At 35.0% G+C, this 23,485-nt stretch carries 25 protein-coding genes and 1 tRNA gene; 12 read left to right on the forward strand and 14 right to left on the reverse strand.

What is annotated here, in order from left to right:
- Positions 1–382 precede the first annotated feature (382 nt).
- Positions 383–757 carry a helix-turn-helix domain-containing protein gene (locus DRF60_RS09725; protein ID WP_116011907.1) on the reverse strand — a complete coding sequence of 125 codons (375 nt, stop codon included), beginning with the start codon at positions 755–757 and terminating at the stop codon, positions 383–385.
- A gap of 239 nt (positions 758–996) precedes the next feature.
- On the opposite strand from DRF60_RS09725, the gene DRF60_RS09730 reads away from it, so the two are divergent.
- From DRF60_RS09730 to DRF60_RS09770, 9 genes are all read left to right on the forward strand, one after another.
- A complete protein-coding gene (locus DRF60_RS09730) occupies positions 997–1,182 on the forward strand; it encodes a hypothetical protein (RefSeq protein ID WP_116011908.1) in 186 nt (61 codons plus the stop codon).
- Positions 1,183–1,261: 79 nt separating this feature from the next.
- On the forward strand, positions 1,262–1,711 hold the full coding sequence (locus DRF60_RS09735; protein ID WP_116011909.1) for a hypothetical protein: 450 nt from the start codon (positions 1,262–1,264) through the stop codon (positions 1,709–1,711).
- A gap of 19 nt (positions 1,712–1,730) precedes the next feature.
- Complete coding sequence (locus tag DRF60_RS09740) at positions 1,731–2,684, forward strand: ATP-grasp domain-containing protein (RefSeq protein ID WP_116012072.1); 954 nt, start codon at positions 1,731–1,733, stop codon at positions 2,682–2,684.
- Complete coding sequence (locus tag DRF60_RS09745) at positions 2,681–2,878, forward strand: hypothetical protein (RefSeq protein ID WP_116011910.1); 198 nt, start codon at positions 2,681–2,683, stop codon at positions 2,876–2,878. Before DRF60_RS09740 ends, DRF60_RS09745 begins: the two co-directional genes overlap by 4 nt.
- Entirely contained in the window at positions 2,871–3,902 is a 1,032-nt protein-coding gene (gene gwsS / locus DRF60_RS09750) for a grasp-with-spasm system SPASM domain peptide maturase (protein ID WP_116011911.1), read from the forward strand. The genes DRF60_RS09745 and gwsS overlap by 8 nt, the downstream gene beginning before the upstream one ends.
- Entirely contained in the window at positions 3,880–4,719 is an 840-nt protein-coding gene (locus DRF60_RS09755; protein ID WP_116011912.1) for a GLPGLI family protein, read from the forward strand. Before gwsS ends, DRF60_RS09755 begins: the two co-directional genes overlap by 23 nt.
- 156 nt (positions 4,720–4,875) lie before the next feature.
- Complete coding sequence (locus DRF60_RS09760; RefSeq protein ID WP_116011913.1) at positions 4,876–6,384, forward strand: vitamin K epoxide reductase family protein; 1,509 nt, start codon at positions 4,876–4,878, stop codon at positions 6,382–6,384.
- 323 nt (positions 6,385–6,707) lie between these two features.
- On the forward strand, positions 6,708–8,900 hold the full coding sequence (locus DRF60_RS09765; protein ID WP_116011914.1) for a peptidase domain-containing ABC transporter: 2,193 nt from the start codon (positions 6,708–6,710) through the stop codon (positions 8,898–8,900).
- Between the two features lie 44 nt (positions 8,901–8,944).
- Entirely contained in the window at positions 8,945–10,243 is a 1,299-nt protein-coding gene (locus DRF60_RS09770; RefSeq protein WP_116011915.1) for an HlyD family secretion protein, read from the forward strand.
- Between the two features lie 276 nt (positions 10,244–10,519).
- Here DRF60_RS09770 and DRF60_RS09775 read toward each other — a convergent pair.
- The 7 genes from DRF60_RS09775 to greA all read right to left on the reverse strand — a co-directional run bounded on the left by DRF60_RS09775 (position 10,520) and on the right by greA (position 16,389).
- A tRNA-Met gene (locus tag DRF60_RS09775) sits at positions 10,520–10,593 on the reverse strand.
- Between the two features lie 44 nt (positions 10,594–10,637).
- The gene (locus tag DRF60_RS09780; RefSeq protein WP_116011916.1) at positions 10,638–11,930 is read right to left on the reverse strand and encodes a peroxiredoxin family protein; all 1,293 of its coding nucleotides are present in this window, start codon (positions 11,928–11,930) and stop codon (positions 10,638–10,640) included.
- 61 nt (positions 11,931–11,991) lie between these two features.
- Positions 11,992–12,213, reverse strand: coding sequence for a signal peptidase (locus tag DRF60_RS09785; RefSeq protein WP_185144583.1), 222 nt, complete (start codon positions 12,211–12,213; stop codon positions 11,992–11,994).
- 5 nt (positions 12,214–12,218) lie between these two features.
- Complete coding sequence (locus tag DRF60_RS09790) at positions 12,219–14,159, reverse strand: T9SS type A sorting domain-containing protein (protein ID WP_116011917.1); 1,941 nt, start codon at positions 14,157–14,159, stop codon at positions 12,219–12,221.
- Positions 14,160–14,234: 75 nt separating this feature from the next.
- On the reverse strand, positions 14,235–15,422 hold the full coding sequence (gene clpX, locus DRF60_RS09795; protein ID WP_116011918.1) for an ATP-dependent Clp protease ATP-binding subunit ClpX: 1,188 nt from the start codon (positions 15,420–15,422) through the stop codon (positions 14,235–14,237).
- Positions 15,423–15,481: 59 nt separating this feature from the next.
- Positions 15,482–15,871 (reverse strand): HIT family protein, encoded by a 390-nt coding sequence (locus DRF60_RS09800; RefSeq protein ID WP_116011919.1) that lies wholly within the window; start codon positions 15,869–15,871, stop codon positions 15,482–15,484.
- A 47-nt stretch (positions 15,872–15,918) separates the two neighbouring features.
- Positions 15,919–16,389, reverse strand: a complete 471-nt coding sequence (gene greA, locus DRF60_RS09805; protein WP_116011920.1) for a transcription elongation factor GreA — start codon at positions 16,387–16,389, stop codon at positions 15,919–15,921.
- A 110-nt stretch (positions 16,390–16,499) separates the two neighbouring features.
- Between greA and DRF60_RS09810 the strand changes: the two genes are divergently transcribed.
- The 3 genes from DRF60_RS09810 (at position 16,500) to DRF60_RS09820 (ending at position 19,166) form a co-directional block, all read left to right on the forward strand.
- Positions 16,500–16,955 (forward strand): Rieske (2Fe-2S) protein, encoded by a 456-nt coding sequence (locus DRF60_RS09810; protein WP_116011921.1) that lies wholly within the window; start codon positions 16,500–16,502, stop codon positions 16,953–16,955.
- A 2-nt stretch (positions 16,956–16,957) separates the two neighbouring features.
- A complete protein-coding gene (gene dtd / locus DRF60_RS09815) occupies positions 16,958–17,407 on the forward strand; it encodes a D-aminoacyl-tRNA deacylase (protein ID WP_116011922.1) in 450 nt (149 codons plus the stop codon).
- Positions 17,408–17,519: 112 nt separating this feature from the next.
- Complete coding sequence (locus tag DRF60_RS09820; protein ID WP_116011923.1) at positions 17,520–19,166, forward strand: S8/S53 family peptidase; 1,647 nt, start codon at positions 17,520–17,522, stop codon at positions 19,164–19,166.
- 60 nt (positions 19,167–19,226) lie between these two features.
- Here DRF60_RS09820 and DRF60_RS09825 read toward each other — a convergent pair whose 3' ends face one another.
- The 6 genes from DRF60_RS09825 to DRF60_RS09850 form a co-directional block, all read right to left on the reverse strand.
- On the reverse strand, positions 19,227–19,739 hold the full coding sequence (locus tag DRF60_RS09825; RefSeq protein ID WP_116011924.1) for a hypothetical protein: 513 nt from the start codon (positions 19,737–19,739) through the stop codon (positions 19,227–19,229).
- 58 nt (positions 19,740–19,797) lie between these two features.
- Positions 19,798–20,337 carry a hypothetical protein gene (locus DRF60_RS09830; protein WP_116011925.1) on the reverse strand — a complete coding sequence of 180 codons (540 nt, stop codon included), beginning with the start codon at positions 20,335–20,337 and terminating at the stop codon, positions 19,798–19,800.
- 5 nt (positions 20,338–20,342) lie between these two features.
- On the reverse strand, positions 20,343–21,716 hold the full coding sequence (locus DRF60_RS09835; protein ID WP_116011926.1) for a DUF4153 domain-containing protein: 1,374 nt from the start codon (positions 21,714–21,716) through the stop codon (positions 20,343–20,345).
- Between the two features lie 125 nt (positions 21,717–21,841).
- Positions 21,842–22,327: a Coq4 family protein gene (locus tag DRF60_RS09840; RefSeq protein WP_116011927.1), complete on the reverse strand. Its 486-nt coding sequence runs from the start codon at positions 22,325–22,327 to the stop codon at positions 21,842–21,844.
- Between the two features lie 6 nt (positions 22,328–22,333).
- Positions 22,334–22,633 carry a hypothetical protein gene (locus DRF60_RS09845; RefSeq protein WP_116012074.1) on the reverse strand — a complete coding sequence of 100 codons (300 nt, stop codon included), beginning with the start codon at positions 22,631–22,633 and terminating at the stop codon, positions 22,334–22,336.
- Positions 22,634–22,645: 12 nt separating this feature from the next.
- Entirely contained in the window at positions 22,646–23,485 is an 840-nt protein-coding gene (locus DRF60_RS09850) for a metallophosphoesterase (RefSeq protein ID WP_116011928.1), read from the reverse strand.

Genomic DNA, 23,485 nt, shown 5'->3' on the forward strand with positions numbered 1-23,485 from the left:
AAGTTTTTTTGAGTTCAACATTGAAAACTAGAACTTTAATGAAACAAATGATTCAATAATTAATCAATATTTAAATATCAATTAGACTATTAAAAACACATAAAACTAAACAATTGTTTAATAAAATAACATTTCAATTTATAGATATTTTCCTGAATAAAAAAATTAGAGTTATTTTCGAAATAAGTAAATATATTAAATGATTTCTCCAATTTCAAATTTAGCTAATCAAGAATAACTACATCATAATTTAAATCAAAAAAAATCTGTTTCACAATTTGATTTGTGAAACAGATTTTTTGTTTTCTCAAACTCTTTGTAAGGAGATTTTTAACTTACTTTATTTTGGTTGTGATCAAATCTTCTTTACAAAAAGAAAATATTATTTAATTTTAGATTTTAGCTCTTCTATTTCATTCTTTAACAAATTATTCTGCTCCTTTAACAAGCCAATATAATCTTGCAGATTATCCATTACAAAGTTAGGGAGATTATAATAGTTCACATTTCCTCCTATTGCATTATCATTAAATGTTGGATTGTCATACTGAAAAGAAAAAATTTTATCTTCTTCCTTTATTGCATCTATAGGAACTTCTAACGCATCGGCAAGTTTCTGCCATTCGTCCTCATGTATTCTGGTCTCGCCCCTCTCTTTACGAGAATAATTAGAGGTATCTGTAGATAATATTTTTGCCATCTTTTCTTGAGACATACCCTTTTGTTTTCTTAGATTTTTTAGTTTCTCCTGAATCATGTCATTTGTAGTTTAAACAAATATACGCAAAGTATGCGCAAATTTTGCAAAAAAATCGCCAAAAAATCGCAATAAATATCTCTCTTATGTGAGATATTTATTTATAGTTTTGAAACAGAGCATTGCAATATATATTCTTTGCAGATGTACACTGCAAAGGTAGATATAAAAGCTGATCAGCAAAAGACCCATGCCGGGGATTGTACGGCAAAACAAATTTAAATTTTAAAAATCAAAAAATGAAAAAAACAATTAAAAACCTAGAAGCTAAGTCTCTAGGAGGATTCAAAAAAACATTCGGAAAGAAAATTTTCGGAGGCGGATGTCCAACATGGACCATAAAAGATATTGTTATAAAACCAAACTCACTTTCTTCGGGTGATGATGATGTTACCAAAGACGGTGATAATGATGGTCCTTGCTAATAAAAGAATTCTAATTTAAATTAAAGGAGGCTGTTATTAAGATAGTCTCCTTTACACATATTCTTAAAAAAAGTAATTCATGAAACAAATAAGTAATATTATTATTTCACTTTCACTCCTATTCGTTTTAGTAAATTGTCATTCCTTTAGCAAGTATACAATTTCTACCAATATTAAACAGGAAGACACTTACATAAGGTATAATAACGATTCTTTAAAAATCACTATGCTTATGTATGGTGGCTATGATATCGCTCAGTCAGAAAAAGAACTAAAGTTAATTAGTCCTAATGATAACGGAGGAAAAGACAAACTATTTTATCTAAAAAATTCCATTATAAAAGCACGAACTTATCAGGTTGTACTTTCGTTGTCACCAAAGCCAATTGATTATAATAAAACATACTATTCAAAAACCATTAGCTGTGATGGTAATCATTTTGTCACATTAAAACTCTCAGATATAGACAGTTCTAATGTAAAATTATACTTAGATAATTTCAAATGCATTGGGAAATCTAATTTTTAAAATTAAACCTTTTGAATTTATGATTCTAATCATCTCAAAATCTACCGATACTACAACTGAACTTGTAGCCAGTTGGTTGAAAAAACTGAAGGTTCCATTCTATATTGTCAATGAAAATATCTATTGGAATGTACTTATTGATTATGAAAATAATATTATTCAGATTGGAGGAAATGATCTAAAAAAATTTAAAGTAATTTGGTTCAGAAAGTATCCAGATACCCTACAAGAAATACAGAAAAATAGCATATATAAAAAACTTTATAAATCCATTATTAATTTTAGTTTAGAAGAATCAAAAGCATTTCGAGAATATCTTTTCTATGAGCTCAAGAAACTTAATATTCCGTGGCTAACCAAACCATTTAATTTAATTCAAAATAAGATTATACAAGCAAGAATGGCCAAAGAAAGAGGTATACTCACTCCAAAATCATTTATTGTAAATAATAAAAAAGATATTTTAAAATTAATTGGAGACGGAAAAGAATATATTACCAAGCCTTTTGAAAATTGCATTCATTTGCGATACAAGAACAATATTATTCCCATGAAAACTGTTGTCATCAATAGCCATTACAATATTCTTCCTGAAACATTCAGGCCAGCTTTGATACAGGAACGTATTAATAAAAAATTTGAACTACGAATTTTTTATTTATTAGGACGATTTTATGCAACCAGAGTGATGGACGATGATAATTCGGAAGTAGATCATAGGGTGAGCATTATAGCTGACAACGGAAGATTTGAGATTTATGAATTACCTAAAGATATTAAATCCAAGCTATCAATGCTTCTTGATGACTTAGATTTAAACTGTGCCTCAATAGATATGATTGTAAATAATAATGATGAGTTCATTTTCCTAGAAATCAATCCCACAGGGCAATTTACTTATCACTCAGTATTTAATAATACTTACTTAGAGATTGAAATTGCTTATGCATTAAAAAAAATGAACAACCAATGAAAAAGAATTATATTAACCTGATTTACTATACATTAGATGAAGAGTTTACAAAAGTTGTAAACAACTATATCCTTAGAGAAAAGAAAACAATTATTCCCTATTCAAAAAAGTATAATTCATCCAATTATAAAGTAAGAACGTATGACAAGGTATGTACACCATTTTTAAATACACAATTGTTCAACCATGAGTAATTTTTTTATTTTATATCAAGACTGCACAATCATAAAAGGTTCTAAAAACATACTTTTGTCTGATTTTTATAAAAACAAAATTATTAACATTACTGAATTCTATTCATATTTTATTCGTGATAGATATTTAAATATCAGTAATGGCAGTGATGATCTTCATGAACTAGTTGAGTTTCTTTCGGGTGAAAGACTGGGCTACATATCAGATGACTTATCTTCTATTCAAAAGAAAAACTTTATATGGAGAACACCTAATGAAGTAAATGAAGTTATAATTGAACATCAGAAAAATGATACTTATAATCCTGATTTGGTCTACAAAATTATTGAGACATTATCTGCTGAATTTCTCCAAATAAGATTCATAGATTTTTCTTTTAAGAAATTGACACAGATACTGGAACTTGTGAAAAATTCTTCCATAAGAACCATCGAAGTTCTAATACCCTTTTGGGATGAAGCTAAAAACGATAAAATTATCAAAAAATTAGAAAAAGAATTGCGAATACAAATCATTTATTTTTACAATTCACCAAAAAACATTTCTAGACATGAGAACTGCAATATCATATATTATCAGAAGAATATAACTGATGTAAGACATTGCGGTATCATAAATGAAGATTACTTTCTCAATGATATAAGGAATATATCCAAAACAAAAATTGTCAACAACTGTCTGTATGACAAAATATTCATATCTCTTTCAGGCGACATTAAAAATTGCCCCTCGATGCCGAACATAATTTGTAATGTAAACGATTTTTCAAATTTTCTGTTTTCGGAAAAGTATAAAGCAGAAAAAAATCGATACATAACAAAAGATAAAGTCAAAATATGCAGGGACTGTGAATATAGATATTTCTGTATAGACTGTAGAGCATATAAAGAAGACCCTGATGATGATTACTCCAAACCCTTAAAATGCGGCTACAATCCCTATACAGGAAAATGGGAGGAATGGAGTAAAAATCCTTTAAAACAAAAAGCAATACAATATTATGGAATGCAAAACTTTTCTTAGAATAGTTCTTATATTTTTAGCAATGTGTAGTAACAATAAACTGCATGCACAAAAATACAGGGCCTTATACTCTATGCAATTCAAGGCTGATTCCACAGCAACAGGTCTTACTACAAAAGATATGCTTCTTGACATAGATGGAGGAATTTCCAGATTCTATTCTTATAAACTTTTCAAAAGCGATTCAACTTTCATTTCAAATGAAAAATTAGGCCGTGAAGCAATTCATAAATCTATGGATTATGAGTTTATGACTATCAAGAATAAGACGCAGGGACAGATTTCAAAGTTCTATAGATTATTAATAGATGTATATGAACTGAAAGAAGCCATGCCTCTTTTATCATGGAAAATAACCAGTGATACTAAGATGGTCAATAACAACAAATACCAGAAAGCTTTACTAGATTATAAAGGACGAAAATGGGAGGCTTGGTTTGCTGTAGATATTCCCATCAGTGAAGGTCCATCTGTTTTTAATGGTTTACCTGGATTAATCGTCTCTATATCAGACTCTAAAGGAAACTATAGTTTTAACCTGCTTGAACTAAAGAAAAAAGAAGAAAATATTTATACATCCAATAATCTTTCTGTAAAAACAATACCTGTTAATCTACAGCAGCTACATAAGTTGTATTTGGACCATTATAACGACCCTTACAGAGAAATTAAATCAGGATACATTAAAGCGAAGTTTGTAGATCAAAGTGGCAAAGAAATTACGCCTAATTTTAATGAACAAACAAAAAATAAACAAATAATTTTAAAGCAAACCAATAATCCTATTGAACTCTCTGAAGCTGTACAATATCCTTAAGCTAAATTACGAAATCAACTTCATTTTATACTAAATAAGAGAAAAAAAATAACAATAATCACACAAAATCAAGTATTTAACAATGGTATATCACTAACAAAAGAAAAAAGACTTGTTTTTTTAAAACATCTACGTATTTTAGTTAAAAATATTACTATGATTTTCGACAAGCTAATTAACTATCTGAAACTCGATAAACAGGAGTTTTCTTTCCAGTTCAATTCTCATCCAAATTATCCTTCTGCTTTGGCTTTTAGTGATACGCTTAACTTTATGGGCGTAAAAAATGATGCTTACGAACTTGATAAGGAATATTGGGATGAGCTGCCGGAAGAATTTATCGCGATCGTAGACAATTCCTTTTCTCTGGTAAAGAAATCAGGAACTAGTTATTCGGTTTATTCTGAAAAAGCTAAAACACTCAATAAAGAAGAACTTCATAAAAAATCAACAGATTTCGTCCTTCTTTTTGAAAAAACTGAAAATGCGGAAAATAAGACAGCGTTTGACTTTAAACCTCTTCTGTATGTTGTTTTTGCTATCATTCTGGGCTATTCATTTTTTACTCAAACCATATCCGAAGCTCTTTTTAATGTTCTTTCACTTGCTGGTGTCTATATTTCGCTGGAGATTTTCAACCAGAAATTTGGAAATACTTCTACAGTAATCGGAAGTATTTGTGGAGACACCTCTGCCAGTCAGACTGCCAATTCATGTGACAAAATCATCAAGCAGGATAAAACAAGTATTTTTGGTTTAAAATTCTCTGATTTTTCCCTGATCTACTTTACAGGGCTTGCTGTTCTGGGACTTTTTCTTCCTGCAACAGCTTATATCGTAAAAGGCTTTACATTTGTTTCAGTATTGGCCATTGCCTATTCATTGTATATCCAGGCTTTTGTGGAAAAAGCTTTCTGCAGGGTATGTCTCCTGATTATTTCAATCCTGATCGGGCAAATAGTACTTAGTATTCTGTTTTTCCAGAGCACACCGTTCAGTGTAGGAACACTTTTATTAACAGCTATTCTGTGGATCCTTGTTTTCTCTGCAGTTTTATATTTCAGCAACATTCTTTCCCAAAAAGAAAGTCTTCAGAAATCAAATGCTAAAAACCTCAGATTTAAAAGAAATTATGAGCTTTTCAAAAGCCAGCTCTTAGAAAATGAAAAAATAGAATTCCAGGATACAGAAACTTTTGCATTGGGAAATAAGAACTCCAAACTTCACCTTTCAATTGTATCTAATCCCTACTGTGGTTTCTGTAAAGAAGGCCATAAAATAATGGAAGGACTTCTTGAAAAATATCCTGATGAAATTTCTGTACAGATCCGTTTCAACTATTCTCCTGAAAGAGCTGATGAGAAATACACCAAATTACTTTCAGCTTTTAAACATATTTATAATAACAAACCTCAAAAGGAATTTTTGAAAGCTGTTGAAGAATGGTTCGAGACAAAAGATGAAAATAAGATCGTTTCTTTATCTGGCTCATCTGCAACGGAAGATCTGACACCATTTATAGAAATGACGAAAGATAACAGCAATTCCGGATTAAATTTCACCCCTATTTTCATTCTGAACGGACACCAGTTTCCTGATAAATACGACCGTGAAGATATTTGGTTTTTTGTTGATGAATTAATGGAAGATGAAGACTTTCAATAAGAATCTTTCCGGAATTGAAAAATTCACTATCTTAGGAAAAAATAAAAGCAAATTCTTAAAATTTTAAAAGATTAGGAATATAAAACTTAATAACGCCATGAAAAGTCTAAAGAAGCTTTCAAGAGAAAACCCGAGAATACTTAGAGGAGGTATCACAGAGGGATGCACCCGTATTCAGTCCTCTGCAGCTGATCAGGAAATGTTCACCTGTGTCGATGCACGCAATAGTGGTGCTATTATTAGCCAATGATTAGTTAAGTATAACAATGAATAAAGTAAAAATGTCGTCATATCGTGACGGCATTTTATAATGAGTATAAATTTTGAAGAAATTTCCCTTTTATAAACAGCCGGATGCCAAAGACTGCGGACCTACCTGCCTTAGAATAGTAAGTAAATATTACGGCAGAAGCATCTCTCTGCAGCAGATCCGTACACTTTCTGAAACCACCCGTGAAGGAAGCAGCCTTTTAGGACTGAGTGATGCATCAGAAAACCTAGGATTCCGTTCCCTTGGAGTCCAGATCGATTTTAATACCCTTGCAGAAGAAGTACCGTTCCCGTGTATTGTCCACTGGAATAAGAACCACTTTGTTGTGGTCTATAAAATTGATAAAAATAATAAAGTCTATATTTCGGATCCAAGTTACGGACTGATTACCTATACCCGTGAAGAATTTATTAAATTATGGATCGGGGAAAATGCTAACGAAAATACAGAAGAAGGAATAGCCCTTATTCTTGAAACAACGCCCGCATTTTTTCAAACGGAGTTTGACACTGCGGAAAGTAAAGCCAGTTTCTCTTTCCTTTCGAAATACCTGCTTAAATACAAGTCACTTGTTATACAGCTTGCCGTAGGTCTTTTGGCAGGAAGTTTACTCTCCCTTATTTTTCCGTTTCTTACCCAGAGTATTGTAGATGTCGGGATACAGAACCAGGATCTCAACTTTATTTATGTTGTGCTTCTTGCCCAGATCATGCTATTCTTAGGGAGAATGGGTATCGAGGTCATCCGAAGTTGGATCCTCCTCCATCTTTCCGCAAGGATTAATATTTCGATCATTTCGGATTTCTTCATCAAATTGATGAGGCTCCCTATAAGCTTTTTCGATACAAGAATGACCGGGGATATCATGCAGAGGATTAATGACCACCACAGAATTGAACAGCTTTTGACAAGTTCTTCGTTAAATACCCTATTTTCACTTGTCAATCTTATTATCTTCAGTATTGTGCTGCTGTTCTATGATTACAGACTTTTTATCGTTTATCTTGTAGGAGCAGCTTTATATATTGGGTGGATCAGTTTCTTTCTTAATAAGAGAAAAGAACTGGATTATAAAAGATTCTCTCAGGTTTCACAGGAACAGAGTAAAGTAATCGAACTGATCAATGGTATGCAGGAGATTAAAATGCATAACGCGGAAAAGCAGAAGCGTTGGGACTGGGAATTCTTACAGGTAAAGCTGTTTAAAATCAGGATAAAATCTCTGTCTCTGGAACAATGGCAGTCTGTAGGAGGAAATTTCATCAACCAAATGAAAGATATTCTGGTAAGTTTTCTTTCTGCCAAATTGGTTCTTAGTGGCAATCTCACCCTGGGGATGATGCTTTCCGTACAGTATATCATTGGACAGCTAAACAGTCCTTTGTTACAGCTTATCGATTTTATCAAGCAGACTCAGGATGCCAAGATCTCATTGGAAAGATTGGGCGAGATCCATGACAAAGAAGATGAAGAAGACAAAAATGAACAGTATGCGGGGGAGATTCCGCAGAAAGACATTGATGTCAGCAATATATCATTCAGGTACATTGGATCTGATGTTCCTGTATTTGAAGATCTCAGCCTTACCATTCCTTATCAGAAAACTACAGCCATCGTAGGTGCCAGCGGAAGTGGTAAAACTACTCTCCTGAAGCTTCTGATGAAATTTTACGAACCTAATTCGGGAGAAATTAAACTTGGGAATACCCAATTAAGAAATATTTCCCCTAGATTCTGGAGGGAACATTGTGGAGTGGTAATGCAGGAAGGATATGTGTTCAATGATACTATTGCTAATAATATTGCAGTGGGAGAAGATTACGTTGACAAACAGAAACTGAGGCGTGCCGTAGAAATTGCCAATATCAAAGATTTTATTGAAAGTCTTCCGTTAAGCTATAATACAAAGATTGGAAATGAAGGTGTAGGAGTGAGTGGTGGCCAGAAACAAAGACTTTTTATTGCCAGAGCCGTTTATAAATCTCCGGAATTTATATTCTTCGATGAAGCCACTTCTGCTTTGGATGCCAATAATGAAAAAGTGATTATGGAGAATCTGGAACAGTTCTTTAAAGGGAAGACAGCAATTGTCATTGCCCATAGATTATCAACAGTAAAACATGCTGATAAAATTATAGTTTTGGATAAAGGTAAAGTGGTAGAGGAAGGTAATCATGCTGAACTGGTCTCCCTGAAAGGAGAATACTACAGACTGGTGAAGAATCAGCTGGAATTAGGAAATTAAAAATACTCTCCCTGAAAGCAAAGGGAAAATTCTATCTTAGAAACATGAAAGAAGACATTTTAGACAATATTGAACTTCGTTCCGAAAGTGTTCAGGACATTCTCACCCAGCCCCCTCATTGGATGATACGCTGGGGAAACAGCATTATATTAATTATACTCCTGCTTATCCTTGTGATGAGCTATATCATCAAGTATCCTGAATTTGTTTCTGCCCCCGTTATTGTTACGTCACAAAATCCACCTGAAAAAATAGAAGCCAGAACCAGCTCAAAAATTGAAAAAATCTTTATTAAGGATCATCAGGAGGTTAAAAAAAATGATATATTGATGGTGATGCAGTCTACAGCAAATTATAAAGATGTTCTGGAACTGAAAAAGCTTGTAGATTCTATTACTCCCAATCAGCTCAGTTCTTTTCCGATTGCGCAGACATCAAGGTTCAAACTTGGTGAACTGCAGGGTGATTACAATAGTTTTGCAAAAGCTTTTCAGGATGAAGAACTTTTCACCAGACTTCAGCCTTACGCACCGGAAAATATTGCCGCCAATCAAAGTATCTCAGAATACAGGGGAAGAATCGCAACTTTAAAACAACAAAAAAGTCTGGAATTAGCTAAGTATGAATTATCAAAGAAAAGTTATCAGAGATCTCAGGAACTTTTCAACCAGGGAGTAATTGCTTCCGTAGAACTTGAAAATGAGAAAATAAAATATCTTCAGGCCCAGCAGAATCTTGAAAACCTTAATATTTCCATCTCGCAAATGGATGAGGGAATTTCCAACCTGAATAAAACCAAAAGCGGCACAGCCATTAATACGGAAAAAGACAAAATTACCTACTCTTCACAAACTTTACAGCTTTTTGAACAGCTTCGTAAATCTTTAAAGCAGTGGGAACAAAATTATCTTGTTGTTTCATCTACAGATGGTATGGCCAGTTTTCAACAGTTTTTCGGAGAAAATCAATTTGTAAAAGTAGCAGAACCTATCCTTTCCATACTTCCAACAAATAAAGAAAAGCTGGTAGGCAGAATGTCTGTCCCTACTGTTAACTCAGGAAAAGTTACTACAGGTCAAAAAGTATTGATTAAGCTAGATAACTATCGTTTCCAGGAATATGGTATTGTAGAAGGAAAAGTACAGAATATTTCCCTCATTCCTGATGATAAAGGAAATTACTATGTAGATATCACTCTTCCTAAGGGATTAAAGACAAGTTATAATAGAAACCTAACATTTGATAAAGAACTCAGAGGTAATGCGGAAATCGTAACACAGGATCTACGCCTTATTGAGAGATTTTTCTATCAGATCAGAAAATTATTGGGGTACCAGAGTTAATTTACCTTTCTTAAAACATATAAAAGAAAACCGCAGCTAACAACAGTTGCGATTTTCTTTTTAGAACACTATATCAATTATGCCCTACTTCCGGATTGAGATCTTAATAGTTTCATAAAATTTAAAAATAATAGAAACTTAACGCAAACTGAATTTTGGGTAATAAATCACTGAAAACTTATAGTACATAGTTTTTAATTCATCTTAAAAAAAGTATAATGGAGAATTCATTCAAAATAAAAAGGGAAAGTAATATATATACTTTCCCTTTTATTGTAGCGAAGACGGGAATTGAACCCGTGACCTCAGGGTTATGAATCCTGCGCTCTAACCAACTGAGCTACCTCGCCGTTTTGGTGGTGCAAATATAGAAAATATTTGTTTACCACCAAAATTATTTTAACTTAAAATACTCCAAAACATTGCCCACATGGTCTGGTTTATTGATTATCTTATTGTTAGCATCTAAAATAAAATAAGTAGGAGTTGCATGAACATTATAGGTATCTACATAACTGCTGTTCCATCCTCTTAATTCGGAATCATTGATCCAAGGAAATGCAGCAATCTTCTGGGTATATGAATTCTTATCCGTATCTAAAGATAGCCCAATAATCTGTATATTTTTCGCTTTTAAATCATTGTATTTTGCCAACAGCTGAGGCATCTCGCTTTCACAATGAGAACATGTGGATGACCAGAAAACAATTACTTTCTTTTCAGCTTTCACATCATACAGTGATTTTGCAGTTGTATTGGCCGGTGACTGGAATTTAACATTAGGAAATGCGGCCCCCATTTCAACATTAGCATTGGATTTTAAAGTAGTTGCCAACCTTTCATTGATGGTGCATTTAAGGTTTTTTGCAAGGGTAAGATATTTGGTTTTGAACTCCTCCATGTCGTAGGCATCAAAAATATCAATCAGCTCTGACAAAACGGTTTGCCCTCTTGGAGTTTCGACTTTTAAACGATCTAAAAGAGTATCTACTGAGCCTGCAACATTGGTATTACCTCCGGAATTAAGGTATGAAACCAAAACAGGCCTTAAAAGTGAAGAAGACTCAAGCATGTCATTGGATTTATCCAAGAAGTTAACAATATCGTTCTGACTGACCTTTTTAGAAGGATCTGTGGAGTTAGAGAGAAATTTATTATAGTTGGTATTATAATAAGAAATAAATGGATGCTGGGCTGCATCAATAGCATTACTCACTCCACCAAGTCTTTCTATCTCACTTTTTAATGCTTTTCCGAACTCAGTATTATCCTTATAATATTCTTTAATCTGTGCTAAGGCCGGGAGGATAAGCTCTTTTTTCTGCGAGCCTTCCTGTTGTTTGCTCATCAGGTCATTAACTTCATCAAGATAGATAACATCTTTGAGCTTATTATTCTGAACATCCATTTTAATGCTTACATTTTTGTTTTCCGAAACAAAGCTTACCGCATTATTTGAAGCCGGAAAATATACCTTCATCATCCCCATATAATGATTGGGGTACTTGAAGGTCCATGTATTGTTTTTGCTCTGTTCTTTGGTAACGATGATATCTTTCGACCCGTTTAGTGTATATAGAATGGCATCTTGATCTTTAAATTCTGCAGGAGCCTGAATTGTTACAGTAAACTGAGCCTGCAAAGAAAATGCAGATAATACTGCAGATAATATATAAATCTTTTTCATAAAGTAAAAATAAAAAAACTCTCTGACTAATCAGAGAGTTTAATGCTATTTTAATAAAATTTTAGGCTTTTTGGCTCTTCAATTTCTTTGTATAGTACATCATAAATACCACTGCAACAATGGATAACATATAAACATACATGTCAATAGGTGATGCAACCCCTCCAGGTCCTACCCCTCCGGTACCACCATCTTCTGGTGCTGGCGGTATTTCATCAGCTGCCTTGACCAGTAGGGTCCCAAAAAAGAATAGAGCAAGTACTAGTTTATTAATAGTTTTCATAATATTTATTTTAAGATTTTAGTGTTAACAGTTTCTCCTTTATCAGAAACAATTTTTACAACATAAGAATTTTTAATTGCTCCATTAAGCTCAATTACAAAATCCGTAGATGTATCAACTGCCTTTTTAGAGATAACTAGTTTACCGCTCATATCATAAACTTCAATATCTGCTTTTTTCCAGTTTGGATCGAATCTAACAATGTAGTTGGTAATTTCTGGATTGTATACCACCATTGTTCTTGAAGGTGTAGCAACTGTTTCTTTTGCGGCTAATACCACATTGCTTGGCTCACCATAATATAAATCATAAGATGCAACAGCATTAGGTGCAATACCATCCTGCGTTGCAGGCTGTACAGTACCATCTGATGCTTTATAGTAAAAGCCAATACCTGTAGATAACAAATGTGTTCCTGCAGGAACTAACTCCCCATTTTCTCTTATTTCAAATTTGTAAGACTTTACTTTACCTGTATCATAATTTACAAGTTTAACATTCTTACCTTGAAAGTTATTTTCATTGGCTTCATTAATGTATAACCAATATTTTGCAGTATAGTTTGTATCATAACCACCAGTCAAAGCTTCTTCAAATGTACCGATGATATTTTTTCCCGCCGTTGCCTGAACTGTAGTTGCTACAGAGGTCTGATGACCCGTAACAGCATTAGGTGAAACTACATAATAAGTTCTTGCAACTTCTTTTCCTGAAGCATCTAAGCCAATTACGCCAAGCTGTTTCACTGTACCATCGATGCTTTTTGCTCCATTTCTAGCAGCAGTAACACTATAATCAGTAGTTGCAGCTCTAACAGTCGAGCTAAATCTTCTTAGAGTATTAAAATTTAATGTCTGGGAAGAATTATCTCTCAACTTCAGAACAAAAGTCTGCATTGGCTTAATGATCATACCAACATCTCCAACTGGAACTCCGTTTACATCATAAGTCTGAATCAATGCTCCAGTGCTATAAGCATTCCCCTGCGAGCCTACGACTACAGTTCCCGGATCATATCTTACACCCCAGATATTGCTAATGTAGTTTCCATCATTAACAGCTCCAACACCTCCCGGTTCTTGCTGTCCTATTCTTGATAAATCAAGGTTAGTGAAGAAAGGGTTTCCAAATTGGTAAATATTCTTACCATAAGTAAGAGTCCAAGGAGTAATTGTAGTTTCGAACTGATCCTGCAGGTAAGTATTGTACCTTTCATTGTATCCGTTGATGGCAGTACCACCTGTCCCAAAATTAACATTCCCTGCATTCTGAAGAGTTACATTAGAAGCAAATGCTGCATAAGGACGGCCATTGAGAGTATACAAAGAACTACTTACATCTAAGTTGTTATTGTTAGATCCAAGCATGTAGTACGCAGAACCATTACTGGTTGTAAGGGATAAATTAGGATAGTGATCAGCTATAGCTGCAGTATTGTTCCATTTTAAAATTTCGTTTTGGCTTCTTCTTACAGTGCCAAATGTTTTACCCAATTCAGTGGATAAAGTACTCATGGTTTTACCAAAGAAAGGCAAACCAACCTGTTGATAATAGTTTCCGGCACCATGTTTTTTGGTCCGGAATTCCTTACTCACGATTCCAGTAATGTCGCTCTGGCTTAAACCATCAACATATAGCTGTCCGTAAGTAGACACATCGTCAGTAGCTGTGGGAGTATTAAGCCTTAGGATAATATTTCCGCCATCAGTTTTAGCTCCATTAGCAGTGTTTACTGTTCTTAAAGCATCTCCGGCTGCACCTACGATCATAACGTTTCCATGAACATCCAAAAGGCCATTACCTTTTGTTTGAACCCCTCCACCGCTATAAACTAGGGTGCCTTCGCTCACATACATATTAGCATTAGTGTCAACATGACATAGTATCTGCGCCTGAACAGAATAACTAATTGCTAAAAGACCTATAGCAAATAAACTTTTTCTCATTGTATAAATTATTTGTGTGTTAATACAATCTTCACCCGCAAAGGTAAGATTTTTTTTTAAAGAAAAAAAAATATTTTATTTATTAACAAAAATATTATCTTCAGTTAATATAATTTCTTTCTCTTCACCTATTGAAAACATATAGTCCTCCAGTACTTTTTCAGTTGTTCCTCTTAAGCCTCTGGCCCCCAATCCTTTTTCGATGGTCTCTTCTACGATCTTCTCAATAGCACCATCCGTAAATACCAAATTCGTGCCATCCATTTTGAAGAGTTCCACAAACTGATTGATAATGGAGTTCTTAGGTTCTTTCATGATCCTTACCATGATCTCTTTGGTGAGTTTATCAAGGTAAGTAATAATGGGAAATCTTCCTAAAAGTTCAGGTATTAAACCAAAAGAACGAAGATCGATGGCGTTAATATGTGTTAATACATATTCATCTTCATCCGTATTATTGATTTTCTCTGAACTGAATCCTATAGCCTGTTTATTCATCCTTCTTTCTATGATCTCTTTGATCCCGTCAAAAGCACCTCCTGCAATAAACAAAATATTTTGAGTATTTACTTGGATATATTTCTGATCCGGATGTTTTCTTCCTCCCTGAGGCGGAACATTCACAATACTTCCTTCCAGAAGCTTCAACAGTCCCTGCTGTACACCTTCTCCGGAAACATCTCTCGTAATGCTTGGATTGTCTGATTTTCTTGCAATTTTATCAATCTCGTCAATAAATACAATTCCTCTCTCTGCCTTTTCCACATCATAATCTGCTACCATCAGGAGTCTTGAAAGAATACTTTCCACATCTTCTCCTACATAACCGGCTTCAGTAAGAATAGTTGCATCTACGATACAGAAAGGAACGTTAAGCTCTCTTGCAATGGTTTTTGCCAGAAGAGTTTTTCCTGTACCGGTTTCACCTATCATAATGATATTTGATTTTTCCAGCTCTACTTCCCTGTTTTCGTCCTGAGCGTGAAGCAGTCTTTTATAATGGTTGTATACTGCGATCGAAAGCTGTTTTTTAGCCTGATCCTGTCCAATCACATATTGGTTAAGAAATTTTTTGATCTCTTTCGGTTTCTTAAGTTCGTCTATATTTGCTGCAGGAGAAGATCCTGTTTTAGAAACGCTGTCTTTTACAATAACATGCGCCTGTTCGATGCAGTTCTCGCAGATAAAGCCACTCTGCCCGGAAATAAGCATCTGTACTTCATTTCTTTTTCTGCCGCAGAAAGAACACTGATTTGAATTCATACTAAATAATATATGTTAAAGAAAATCGTAAAAAATTTCTTTTTTACGATTTTATGTTTTTAAGAATTAATAATTGAGTTTTGGATCTCTTTATATTCTTCGTCTGTTAATTTAAGTCTTTCATTTCTGAAATTCATGTCTTCCATCTTGTTTAAAGGAATAAGATGGATGTGTGCATGAGGAACTTCCAGCCCTACTACCGCTACTCCCACTCTTACGCAGGGAACAGCTTTTTTAATCTTTTTTGCGACCTGCTGGGCAAATCCCCAAAGGTTTTTATATTCATCACTTTCCAGATCAAAGATCAGATCAACTTCTTTCTTAGGAATTACCAGGGTATGTCCTTTTACCAAAGGCATTGCATCAAGGAGCGCTATAAAATGGTCATCCTCAGCAATTGTGTATGAGGGAATTTCACCGTTGATGATCTTTGTGAATATACTGCTCATTTTTTAGAAGTTAAATGTTAGAAATTAGAATTTATTCTGGATATTGATTATAGAGTGATGTCTAATACTTCAAAAGACAGTTTGTTTCCGTTTGGCAATGTAATATCTGCCGTTTCGCCTATTACTTTTCCAAGTAACCCTTTTGCAATCGGTGTATTCACAGAAATTCTTCCTGTTTTAAGGTCGCTTTCATTATCCGGCACCAGTGTAAATACCTGCTCCTGATTGGTTGCATTATTTTTAAGCTTTACAGTAGTAAGGATTGAAACCTTTGAAGTATCTAATTGACTTTCATCTATGATCTTGGAAGTTGCGATAATATCTTTCAGCTTGGAAATTCTCATTTCAAGCATTCCCTGAGCCTCTTTAGCTGCATCATATTCAGCATTTTCAGATAAGTCTCCTTTATCTCTTGCTTCTGCAATTTGCTGGGTAATTTTTGGTCTTTCTACAGTTTCTAACTGTTCCAGCTCAGCTTTCATTTTCTCTTGTCCCTCCTTTGTTACATAGCTTGCCATAATTTTCAAAATTTAGGTTTGGTATAAAAAAATAATCCGACATTTGCCGGACAATGTTTTACGTGTTATAATCGTTTAACTTTTACAAATATATAAAAATTTAAATTGAAATGAAAAAAACTTTTTCAATCCTACCTATTTTAATACTTCTGATTTTCAGCAATTTAACTATAAACTCATGTGGAAGCAGAGAAGATACCGTCAGTTGTTTTCCGAACAATCCTGTTAACGTAACCTTAAATCTGAATCTGCCCGCATATAACAATCTCAATTACGATGGAGGCTGGATTTATGTAAACGAACAGCAGGCCGGAACAAGAGGACTGATCGTGGTCCGGGTAGGGGATACTTTCAAAGCATATGACAGGAATGCTCCCCATATTTGTCCTGATGCGAATACCACCCTTGAAGTTAAAGACAATATCAGCATTCTGTGTCCTAAAGACAATACCCGCTGGATTCTGAGAACAGGCCAGCCGGAGTCAGGAGCTGCCACTTCCCTGCCTCCTAAAACATATCCTTACAACTATGACCCTTCCTCCAAAACTTTAAATATTTATTACTAGAAATGAAGATCGTTATACAAAGGGTTTCTGAGGCTCATGTAAAGGTAGATGGAAAGATTGTCGGTGAGATTGGAAAAGGATTGATGCTGCTCACCGGGATAGACGAAAATGACGAAAAGGCAGATGCAGACTGGCTTGTCCAGAAGATCTTAAATCTCAGGATTTTCGGTGATGAAGATGATAAACTTAATCTTTCTGTAAAGGACATTTCAGGAGAAATTTTGTGCATCAGTCAGTTTACACTAATTGCAGATTACAAAAAAGGCAACCGTCCTTCTTTTATTAAAGCGGCAAAGCCGGATAAAGCAATTCCTCTTTTCGATTATTTCAAAGAGGAGCTTGCCCAATCAGGATTAAAAACCGAGAGCGGAATTTTCGGTGCAGATATGAAAGTTTCTCTGGTCAATGACGGACCTGTAACCATTGTTATGGATTCGATCACGAAAGGCTGAAATGAACCAATGTAGATTAAAAGAATAAATCATTTTTACAATTTCACAAAAATGTGATTAATATTTCTCATTAAATTTATATATTTGGTTAACAACCATTTAATATCATATTATGAGAACAAAAATTAGACTTTTCACGCTATTTATTTTTATTTTTTTCTTTTCTTTCAGTCAGAAAAATGATAAGCTGACTCCTAACATTTATGTATGTTTTTCAAAAGATATTCATTCTGAGAAAATAGCACTTGACAAAAATCCGGCATTGGCAGATTTTGTTAAAACTAATGAGATTTCATTCGTTAATGATTTTGGTTTTAGCGACAGAAAACTTGATGAAATGATGAAGAACAGCAGAGCAAACGGTAACTCAGGTGAATCTGTCGAAAAGCTGAAACGTATTTTCAAAGTTAGCCTGCCTTCACAAAGTAAAGAGGAAACCGAACAACTGGTCCGTACTCTTGAAAAATTTCCGGAAGTGGAATACGTTTCAGTAATGAGCAGCACCCCGATCGAGCCTCCATTCATAAAAGCTTTCGTAACTACTCCGGATTTGGAAAACCTGCAAACGTACCTTAACGACAATCCGGGAATCAATGCAAAATATGCATGGTCCAGAGGAATTACAGGCCAGAATATCCGTATCCGCGATGTGGAATATGGCTTTTACAAGACTCATGAAATGCTTTCTAATCAAAATTCCATCCAATTGGAACCGGGATATTCTCCTAATTCCGGGCTATCCGGTAATAATTACCGCGACCACGGAACTGCTGTAGTCAGTATTTTAAGTTCTGTAAAAGACAATATAGGACTTTCGGGTGGAGCTTACAGTGCTTCTGAGATCAAAGGGTATATGGAATGGACAACTGTAGGCTACAACAGAGCAGCAGCAGTAAGCAGATCGATCAATGCTTCACAGGCCGGCGATATTATTTTATATGAAATGCAGACAGGCGGAAAAGATGGTCAGTATTGCCCGGCTGAATATGACAGTGTGATCTGGGACTTAACCAAAGCAGCGACAGACTCGGGAATTATCATCATTGCAGCAGCAGGAAACGGAAATCAAAATCTTGATGATCCTTTTTATGCCGCCTATAATGCAAGAGGAAACAGCGGAGCTATCATTGTGGGAGCAGGCTCTCCCAATACTACCCATTCCAAGTTAAGTTTCAGCACATACGGAAACAGAGTGGATGTACAGGGCTGGGGAAGTAATGTTTTAGCAGCTGGATATGGCTCGTATCAAAAATATGATAACGATAATAACAGAACTTACAATTATTTTAGCGGAACAAGCTCTGCTACTCCTGTTGTAGCATCAGCGGCAGCTTTAATTCAGGCTTATTACCGTCAGGCTACAGGTCAGTATTTAAGTCCGGCTGCTATGAAAAATCTTTTAATATCTACAGGAATTCCTCAGGGTGGTACTGTTGCTGGTCAGAAAATAGGTCCCCTTCCTAATGTAAAAAATGCCATCTTACAATTGGAAAACAACTTCTTTACGAAGAAAAGAGAGATCCCGGTTCCTTTGGAAATAAAGATTTATCCTAATCCTGTTACCCATTATGTTACTATTCATGGCAGTGAAGATAAAAAGCTGAATTTTGAGATTATTAATATGTATGGACAAACCGTTGCAAAAGGCTCCGCATCATCTAATGAAAAGATCAATACTTCCAATCTGCCGGCAGGTCAATATATCATCAATATTACTGAAGGACCAAGAAGAGTGGTTGAGAAATTCACTAAATTATAATCCAAATAAAAACGTCTTTCAAGTATTTTGAAAGACGTTTTTTAAATCAGTATTATACGATTAGTTTGCAGGAACGCTATTGAAATTAAGTGCTATTTTAAGCGTCATATCCGAACTTGTCTGGTTTTTCAGCTCATACACAGTTCTTACTGTAAGGCCGGTACTTTTTACCACCTCGTCTAAATATCCAGTATCATTAAGATCCAGATTTAAGCTGGAAGAATCTGTTGTAATGTTGGAACGGGATGCTATAAGCTTTTCGCCTGTTCCGTTGGAAGAAACATAAACTTTCACAGTTTTAAGTGCACTTAGGTTTCCACCTGAAGGAGAAACCACAGAAATTTTGGCATCGGATATTCTTACATCTTTGATCTTCGCATTATTATTCCCTCCAAACCATGTCTGTACATTCGTGGCCGTAGCCGTAGATGAAACTTCTTTATTGGCAGGCACTCCCGTAGAAACCAAAACATTGGCGGTATAAGGGAATGTATTCTGAACCAGTGACTGTACAGTTCCACAGCTTACTACTACTGCTGAAACTGCTGCTGTCATTAAAAATATATTTTTCATAATTTTAAACTTTAGTATTGATATTGAGTTTGCAGAAATTATACCAAAATGGTCAATCTTACTCAACACTTACATTAAAAACTCCTTTTGTGTTTCCGGAAGCCATATTACTTTTGCCTATGATAAGCCATACTTCGCCTTTGCCTTTGGTTTCATAGGTAATTTCTCTTCCGAATGGCCCGTCATAATCTCCATTTGGAAGCCTTATTTGATTAAATCTGATATTAAAGTCTTTTTCATTGGTCGAAATTTTTGCTTTAATACTAGGTTTGTCATAATGGGTCAGCTTTAAAACCAGCTCCTGACCGTCTTTTGTAAATTCTTCTCCCAATGTGAAAGGGAGCTGCGATGCATCTGCCGTTCTTATGATCTTGCCCTCTTTTTCACTTCTCATCACCCCTTTTCGCAGTACTTCTTTGGTGACAGGAGCATTGTTAATGATTGAATCTTTCTTTCTAAGGGCAGCAGAATCTTCTTTATCCGTAGAATCCGGCATTTCTGTGACTATAGCAGAGTCCCTGTCAGGGGTTTCTGTTACAGCAGGTTCTTTTTTACATGAAATAATAATTAATGGAATTAACAATAAGGATTTTTTCATAATACTTAATCTTTTAATGTTTCAAAGTAAAGGATTTTTGAAAGGAAAGGTTTGGACTTTTCTTGTTTGGCTTTTTCCAGTACTTTCTTTTTAAGCTGCAGATCGTTTTTTTCTTCTGCATACTTCAACAGTCCTCTTTCACTGAAGTTAATTTGTTCAAAGTGATAGTTTACTGCAAAATCTTTACGCTTCATATTCTGGGAGGTAATAATTCCACCCCAGTTCACATAACTGCATGCTAAAATTGTTCCATAAAAATACCAGATCATTGTATTGAACAGGAATGCATTTCTTTTTTTCTTCTGAATTTTAATGAAGGTAAGAGCCAGCCCGATGAGTGCTAACAGGAGAAAAGCAAACACGCCGAGTCTTTTGTAAGTAAATCCGTAACTGATAATATATTCGTAATTTTTCAATGCTGCAGAAAATACAAGAATGGCATTCAGGATGATCCAGATCTTGGCCAGAAGCTTCATCAGCTTAGCTTTAGGATCAAAATTGAAACCGGATTTAAAATAGAACATGATCACCAATACAGCCATAATGATAGACATAATTACGGCATTGACTCTTTCATGGGTCTCTTCTGAAAGCTGAACGGGAGTTTTTGAAATTTCATAAAACTGCTCATAATTGTAAGTAATAATAAAAAATACGAGTAAAATATTCAGGCAAAAAAAGGAAATGACACCGCTGGTTCTCTCTGCATCCAGATCAAGAAAGGAATACGTTGATTTCTGTACCTTATAATTATCCGGAAAATTATCATCCAGCATAGAATTCTTTTTGTATATCAACCTTTCTACCGCATAGTTCCAGTAATTGAAAGCAATAAAAAAGCCCAAAACCGAAAGAGCCAGTACCTGCCATATATTAATATCCAGCTCGTAATCTCTGAAGACAGCCGCAAAATGGTCGCTCCCCACAGAATATATCCCGAAAAATATAGAGATAAACAATAGAGGAATAAGGATGAACGCTAAGGTTTTCTGCCATACACCTGAAATATTCTTTTTCGGCAGCCATGAGTCAAAGCTGAAAAACCGGAAAAGTGAGGTAAAGCTGTTGATGATAAATACGGGAATAAGGAAAAGTATTTTCAGCTTCCTGTTTCTTGAGCGATAGCCTAATAACAGAAGGGAACTTACAACCGCCAGCAGGGACGGAAAGTCTCTGAACCATGCAAAAGCGAAACTTGACAAAATACTTGTAACGAAAAGTATCAGAAAAGTTCCGGTCCTGTTTCTTTCAGGAGTTTTAAACAAAGTCAGCACTGCGTAAACAATACCCAGAATACCGAGATTCAGTCCCATGTCCTGACCATAGAAGACAATGACAAACAAAGCGGCTGTAAGAAATATATAATGATGTGTTTTCATAATTGAGATTTAAGAATTAAAAGATTTAAACCATTAAAAAAGAATAAGATTTTCAGGACGTTAAGATGTATAAGGAGAAAGGTATTTCTACCAGGCTTAGAGAATTTTTTTTTCATAGTCGTTCATTAATATAATACCGGCGTTTCCTTCTGTTGAATATAATCCTTCAGATGGTCGAAATTCTGCCACAGCAGGCTTTCAAAATCCCAGTGATAAAATGGTCTCATACTCTGCCCTTTTCTGTATGCTTTCATATATAGTTTCATGTATTCCGGAAGAATAAATGTTCCCAATACAACGGCAGCAAGGAGATGGGCATTGAGCTTACCGTTTCCAAGGAGAAGATACTGCATGGCGATTTCATCTTCGAATTGGGTTCCGCATCCGGTAATCAGGTGATGTACATCATGGTTTTCCATTTTGGGAATCATTGAAAATCCGTGTTTTTTATAGAATTCTCCCAGTTTTCTTCCGAGAGAATCTTCCTGAAACTTGAGGAGCTGTTCTTCGTTGAACTGCCATTGTCTCTTTTTCTTTTTAAAATATTTTCTGTAAAGTTTCTGGGTTTTATCATAGACAAAAAGCAGAAATTGAACACGTACTTTTTTCATAATGTATTATTTAAATATTAAATTAATTCCTATTAAAGCGTAAAGGTATGCTAAGGGAATATTGATGAGAAGAAGACCAATAGCTTTGAGACAAGCTTTAAGTTTAGATTGACTGGCAATTCCATAAATCAATAATCCAATCACAAAGAGTAGGTTTACAATGGTTCCCCAAGTTAGGAGCATATAACCACAGGCTACAAAACCATCATTTTTTGTTATTAAATAGCCGAAAAGACAAATATTTCCGAGCAGAAAGCATAATCCGAAAATGTATTTTCCAATGTTTATTATTTCATGATCTTTCATCAATATCATATTTTAAGCTTGAGTTAAAGTAAAGACGGTAATTTCCGGACGTACCATAAATCTTATCTGAAAAGAATGGCCAATAGCCCGGTTGATGTAAAGCATTCTTCCGTCCTGGAGATTTATTTCCCCCGATATATACTTTTTATTTTCAACAGGAAGTACTGGAGTGATAACACCTGGAATTCTGCATTGCCCTCCGTGAGTATGTCCGCTTAAAATCCAGCCCTGGTAACCGTTCCATATATCTCTGTCGCAGGCATCTGGATTATGGCAGAGTATAATATTGGCTTTTGAGGGATCATAATCAGTCATTACTTCCTCCGGATGGAAATTAGGTGACCAGAGATCTTCAAATCCTATAAAATTCAGTCCGTAGCTTTCTTCACTGTTATTTTTAAGCATACTGATTCCAAAATCCCTGAGAATTTGACAGATATTTTCTGAGCAAATAATATCGTCCCAGTTCTTTCCGTAGTCATGATTTCCCAGTATTCCGAAGGTTGCCAGCTTTCCATAGACTGCCTGCTTCATTACCTTCTTCAGGTCTTCCTGCTCTTCTGCAGTTCCGTGGTTCACGAAATCTCCAGTGTAGACTACAAAATCCGGATTAAACTGTTGTGCTTTTTGAAAAGATTCGATCAGGAAATTCCAGTCGAAACGGTCTCCGACATGCAGATCTGATATCTGCATCAGGATTTTTCCCTCCAGGGATTCGGGCAGATTCTTTACGGGTAACTTTCTCTGAACAAATTCTACCCAAAAAGGCTCTATCTGCCACGAATACAGAAAAGGGAACGCGCTCACTGCTGAAAGCTGAAAAAGCCGCTTAAGAAAACACTTTCTTGTCAT

Origin of the sequence: Chryseobacterium elymi (assembly GCF_003385495.1) — a bacterium.
Classification (GTDB): domain Bacteria; phylum Bacteroidota; class Bacteroidia; order Flavobacteriales; family Weeksellaceae; genus Chryseobacterium; species Chryseobacterium elymi.

What these genes read in the sequence shown, in the direction of transcription:
- DRF60_RS09830 (WP_116011925.1), bottom strand. Translation starts at nt 20,337, where the DNA reads ATGAAAAAATCCTTATTGTTAATTCCATTAATTATTATTTCATGTAAA.
- gwsS (WP_116011911.1), top strand. Translation starts at nt 2,871, where the DNA reads ATGAGTAATTTTTTTATTTTATATCAAGACTGCACAATCATAAAAGGT.
- DRF60_RS09820 (WP_116011923.1), top strand. Translation starts at nt 17,520, where the DNA reads ATGAGAACAAAAATTAGACTTTTCACGCTATTTATTTTTATTTTTTTC.
- DRF60_RS09840 (WP_116011927.1), bottom strand. Translation starts at nt 22,327, where the DNA reads ATGAAAAAAGTACGTGTTCAATTTCTGCTTTTTGTCTATGATAAAACC.
- DRF60_RS09770 (WP_116011915.1), top strand. Translation starts at nt 8,945, where the DNA reads ATGAAAGAAGACATTTTAGACAATATTGAACTTCGTTCCGAAAGTGTT.
- greA (WP_116011920.1), bottom strand. Translation starts at nt 16,389, where the DNA reads ATGGCAAGCTATGTAACAAAGGAGGGACAAGAGAAAATGAAAGCTGAG.
- DRF60_RS09810 (WP_116011921.1), top strand. Translation starts at nt 16,500, where the DNA reads ATGAAAAAAACTTTTTCAATCCTACCTATTTTAATACTTCTGATTTTC.
- DRF60_RS09835 (WP_116011926.1), bottom strand. Translation starts at nt 21,716, where the DNA reads ATGAAAACACATCATTATATATTTCTTACAGCCGCTTTGTTTGTCATT.
- DRF60_RS09725 (WP_116011907.1), bottom strand. Translation starts at nt 757, where the DNA reads ATGATTCAGGAGAAACTAAAAAATCTAAGAAAACAAAAGGGTATGTCT.
- DRF60_RS09740 (WP_116012072.1), top strand. Translation starts at nt 1,731, where the DNA reads ATGATTCTAATCATCTCAAAATCTACCGATACTACAACTGAACTTGTA.
- clpX (WP_116011918.1), bottom strand. Translation starts at nt 15,422, where the DNA reads ATGAATTCAAATCAGTGTTCTTTCTGCGGCAGAAAAAGAAATGAAGTA.
- DRF60_RS09780 (WP_116011916.1), bottom strand. Translation starts at nt 11,930, where the DNA reads ATGAAAAAGATTTATATATTATCTGCAGTATTATCTGCATTTTCTTTG.
- DRF60_RS09760 (WP_116011913.1), top strand. Translation starts at nt 4,876, where the DNA reads ATGATTTTCGACAAGCTAATTAACTATCTGAAACTCGATAAACAGGAG.
- DRF60_RS09845 (WP_116012074.1), bottom strand. Translation starts at nt 22,633, where the DNA reads ATGAAAGATCATGAAATAATAAACATTGGAAAATACATTTTCGGATTA.
- DRF60_RS09790 (WP_116011917.1), bottom strand. Translation starts at nt 14,159, where the DNA reads ATGAGAAAAAGTTTATTTGCTATAGGTCTTTTAGCAATTAGTTATTCT.
- DRF60_RS09825 (WP_116011924.1), bottom strand. Translation starts at nt 19,739, where the DNA reads ATGAAAAATATATTTTTAATGACAGCAGCAGTTTCAGCAGTAGTAGTA.
- DRF60_RS09745 (WP_116011910.1), top strand. Translation starts at nt 2,681, where the DNA reads ATGAAAAAGAATTATATTAACCTGATTTACTATACATTAGATGAAGAG.
- DRF60_RS09850 (WP_116011928.1), bottom strand. Translation starts at nt 23,485, where the DNA reads ATGACAAGAAAGTGTTTTCTTAAGCGGCTTTTTCAGCTTTCAGCAGTG.
- DRF60_RS09785 (WP_185144583.1), bottom strand. Translation starts at nt 12,213, where the DNA reads ATGAAAACTATTAATAAACTAGTACTTGCTCTATTCTTTTTTGGGACC.
- DRF60_RS09730 (WP_116011908.1), top strand. Translation starts at nt 997, where the DNA reads ATGAAAAAAACAATTAAAAACCTAGAAGCTAAGTCTCTAGGAGGATTC.
- dtd (WP_116011922.1), top strand. Translation starts at nt 16,958, where the DNA reads ATGAAGATCGTTATACAAAGGGTTTCTGAGGCTCATGTAAAGGTAGAT.
- DRF60_RS09800 (WP_116011919.1), bottom strand. Translation starts at nt 15,871, where the DNA reads ATGAGCAGTATATTCACAAAGATCATCAACGGTGAAATTCCCTCATAC.
- DRF60_RS09755 (WP_116011912.1), top strand. Translation starts at nt 3,880, where the DNA reads ATGGAATGCAAAACTTTTCTTAGAATAGTTCTTATATTTTTAGCAATG.
- DRF60_RS09735 (WP_116011909.1), top strand. Translation starts at nt 1,262, where the DNA reads ATGAAACAAATAAGTAATATTATTATTTCACTTTCACTCCTATTCGTT.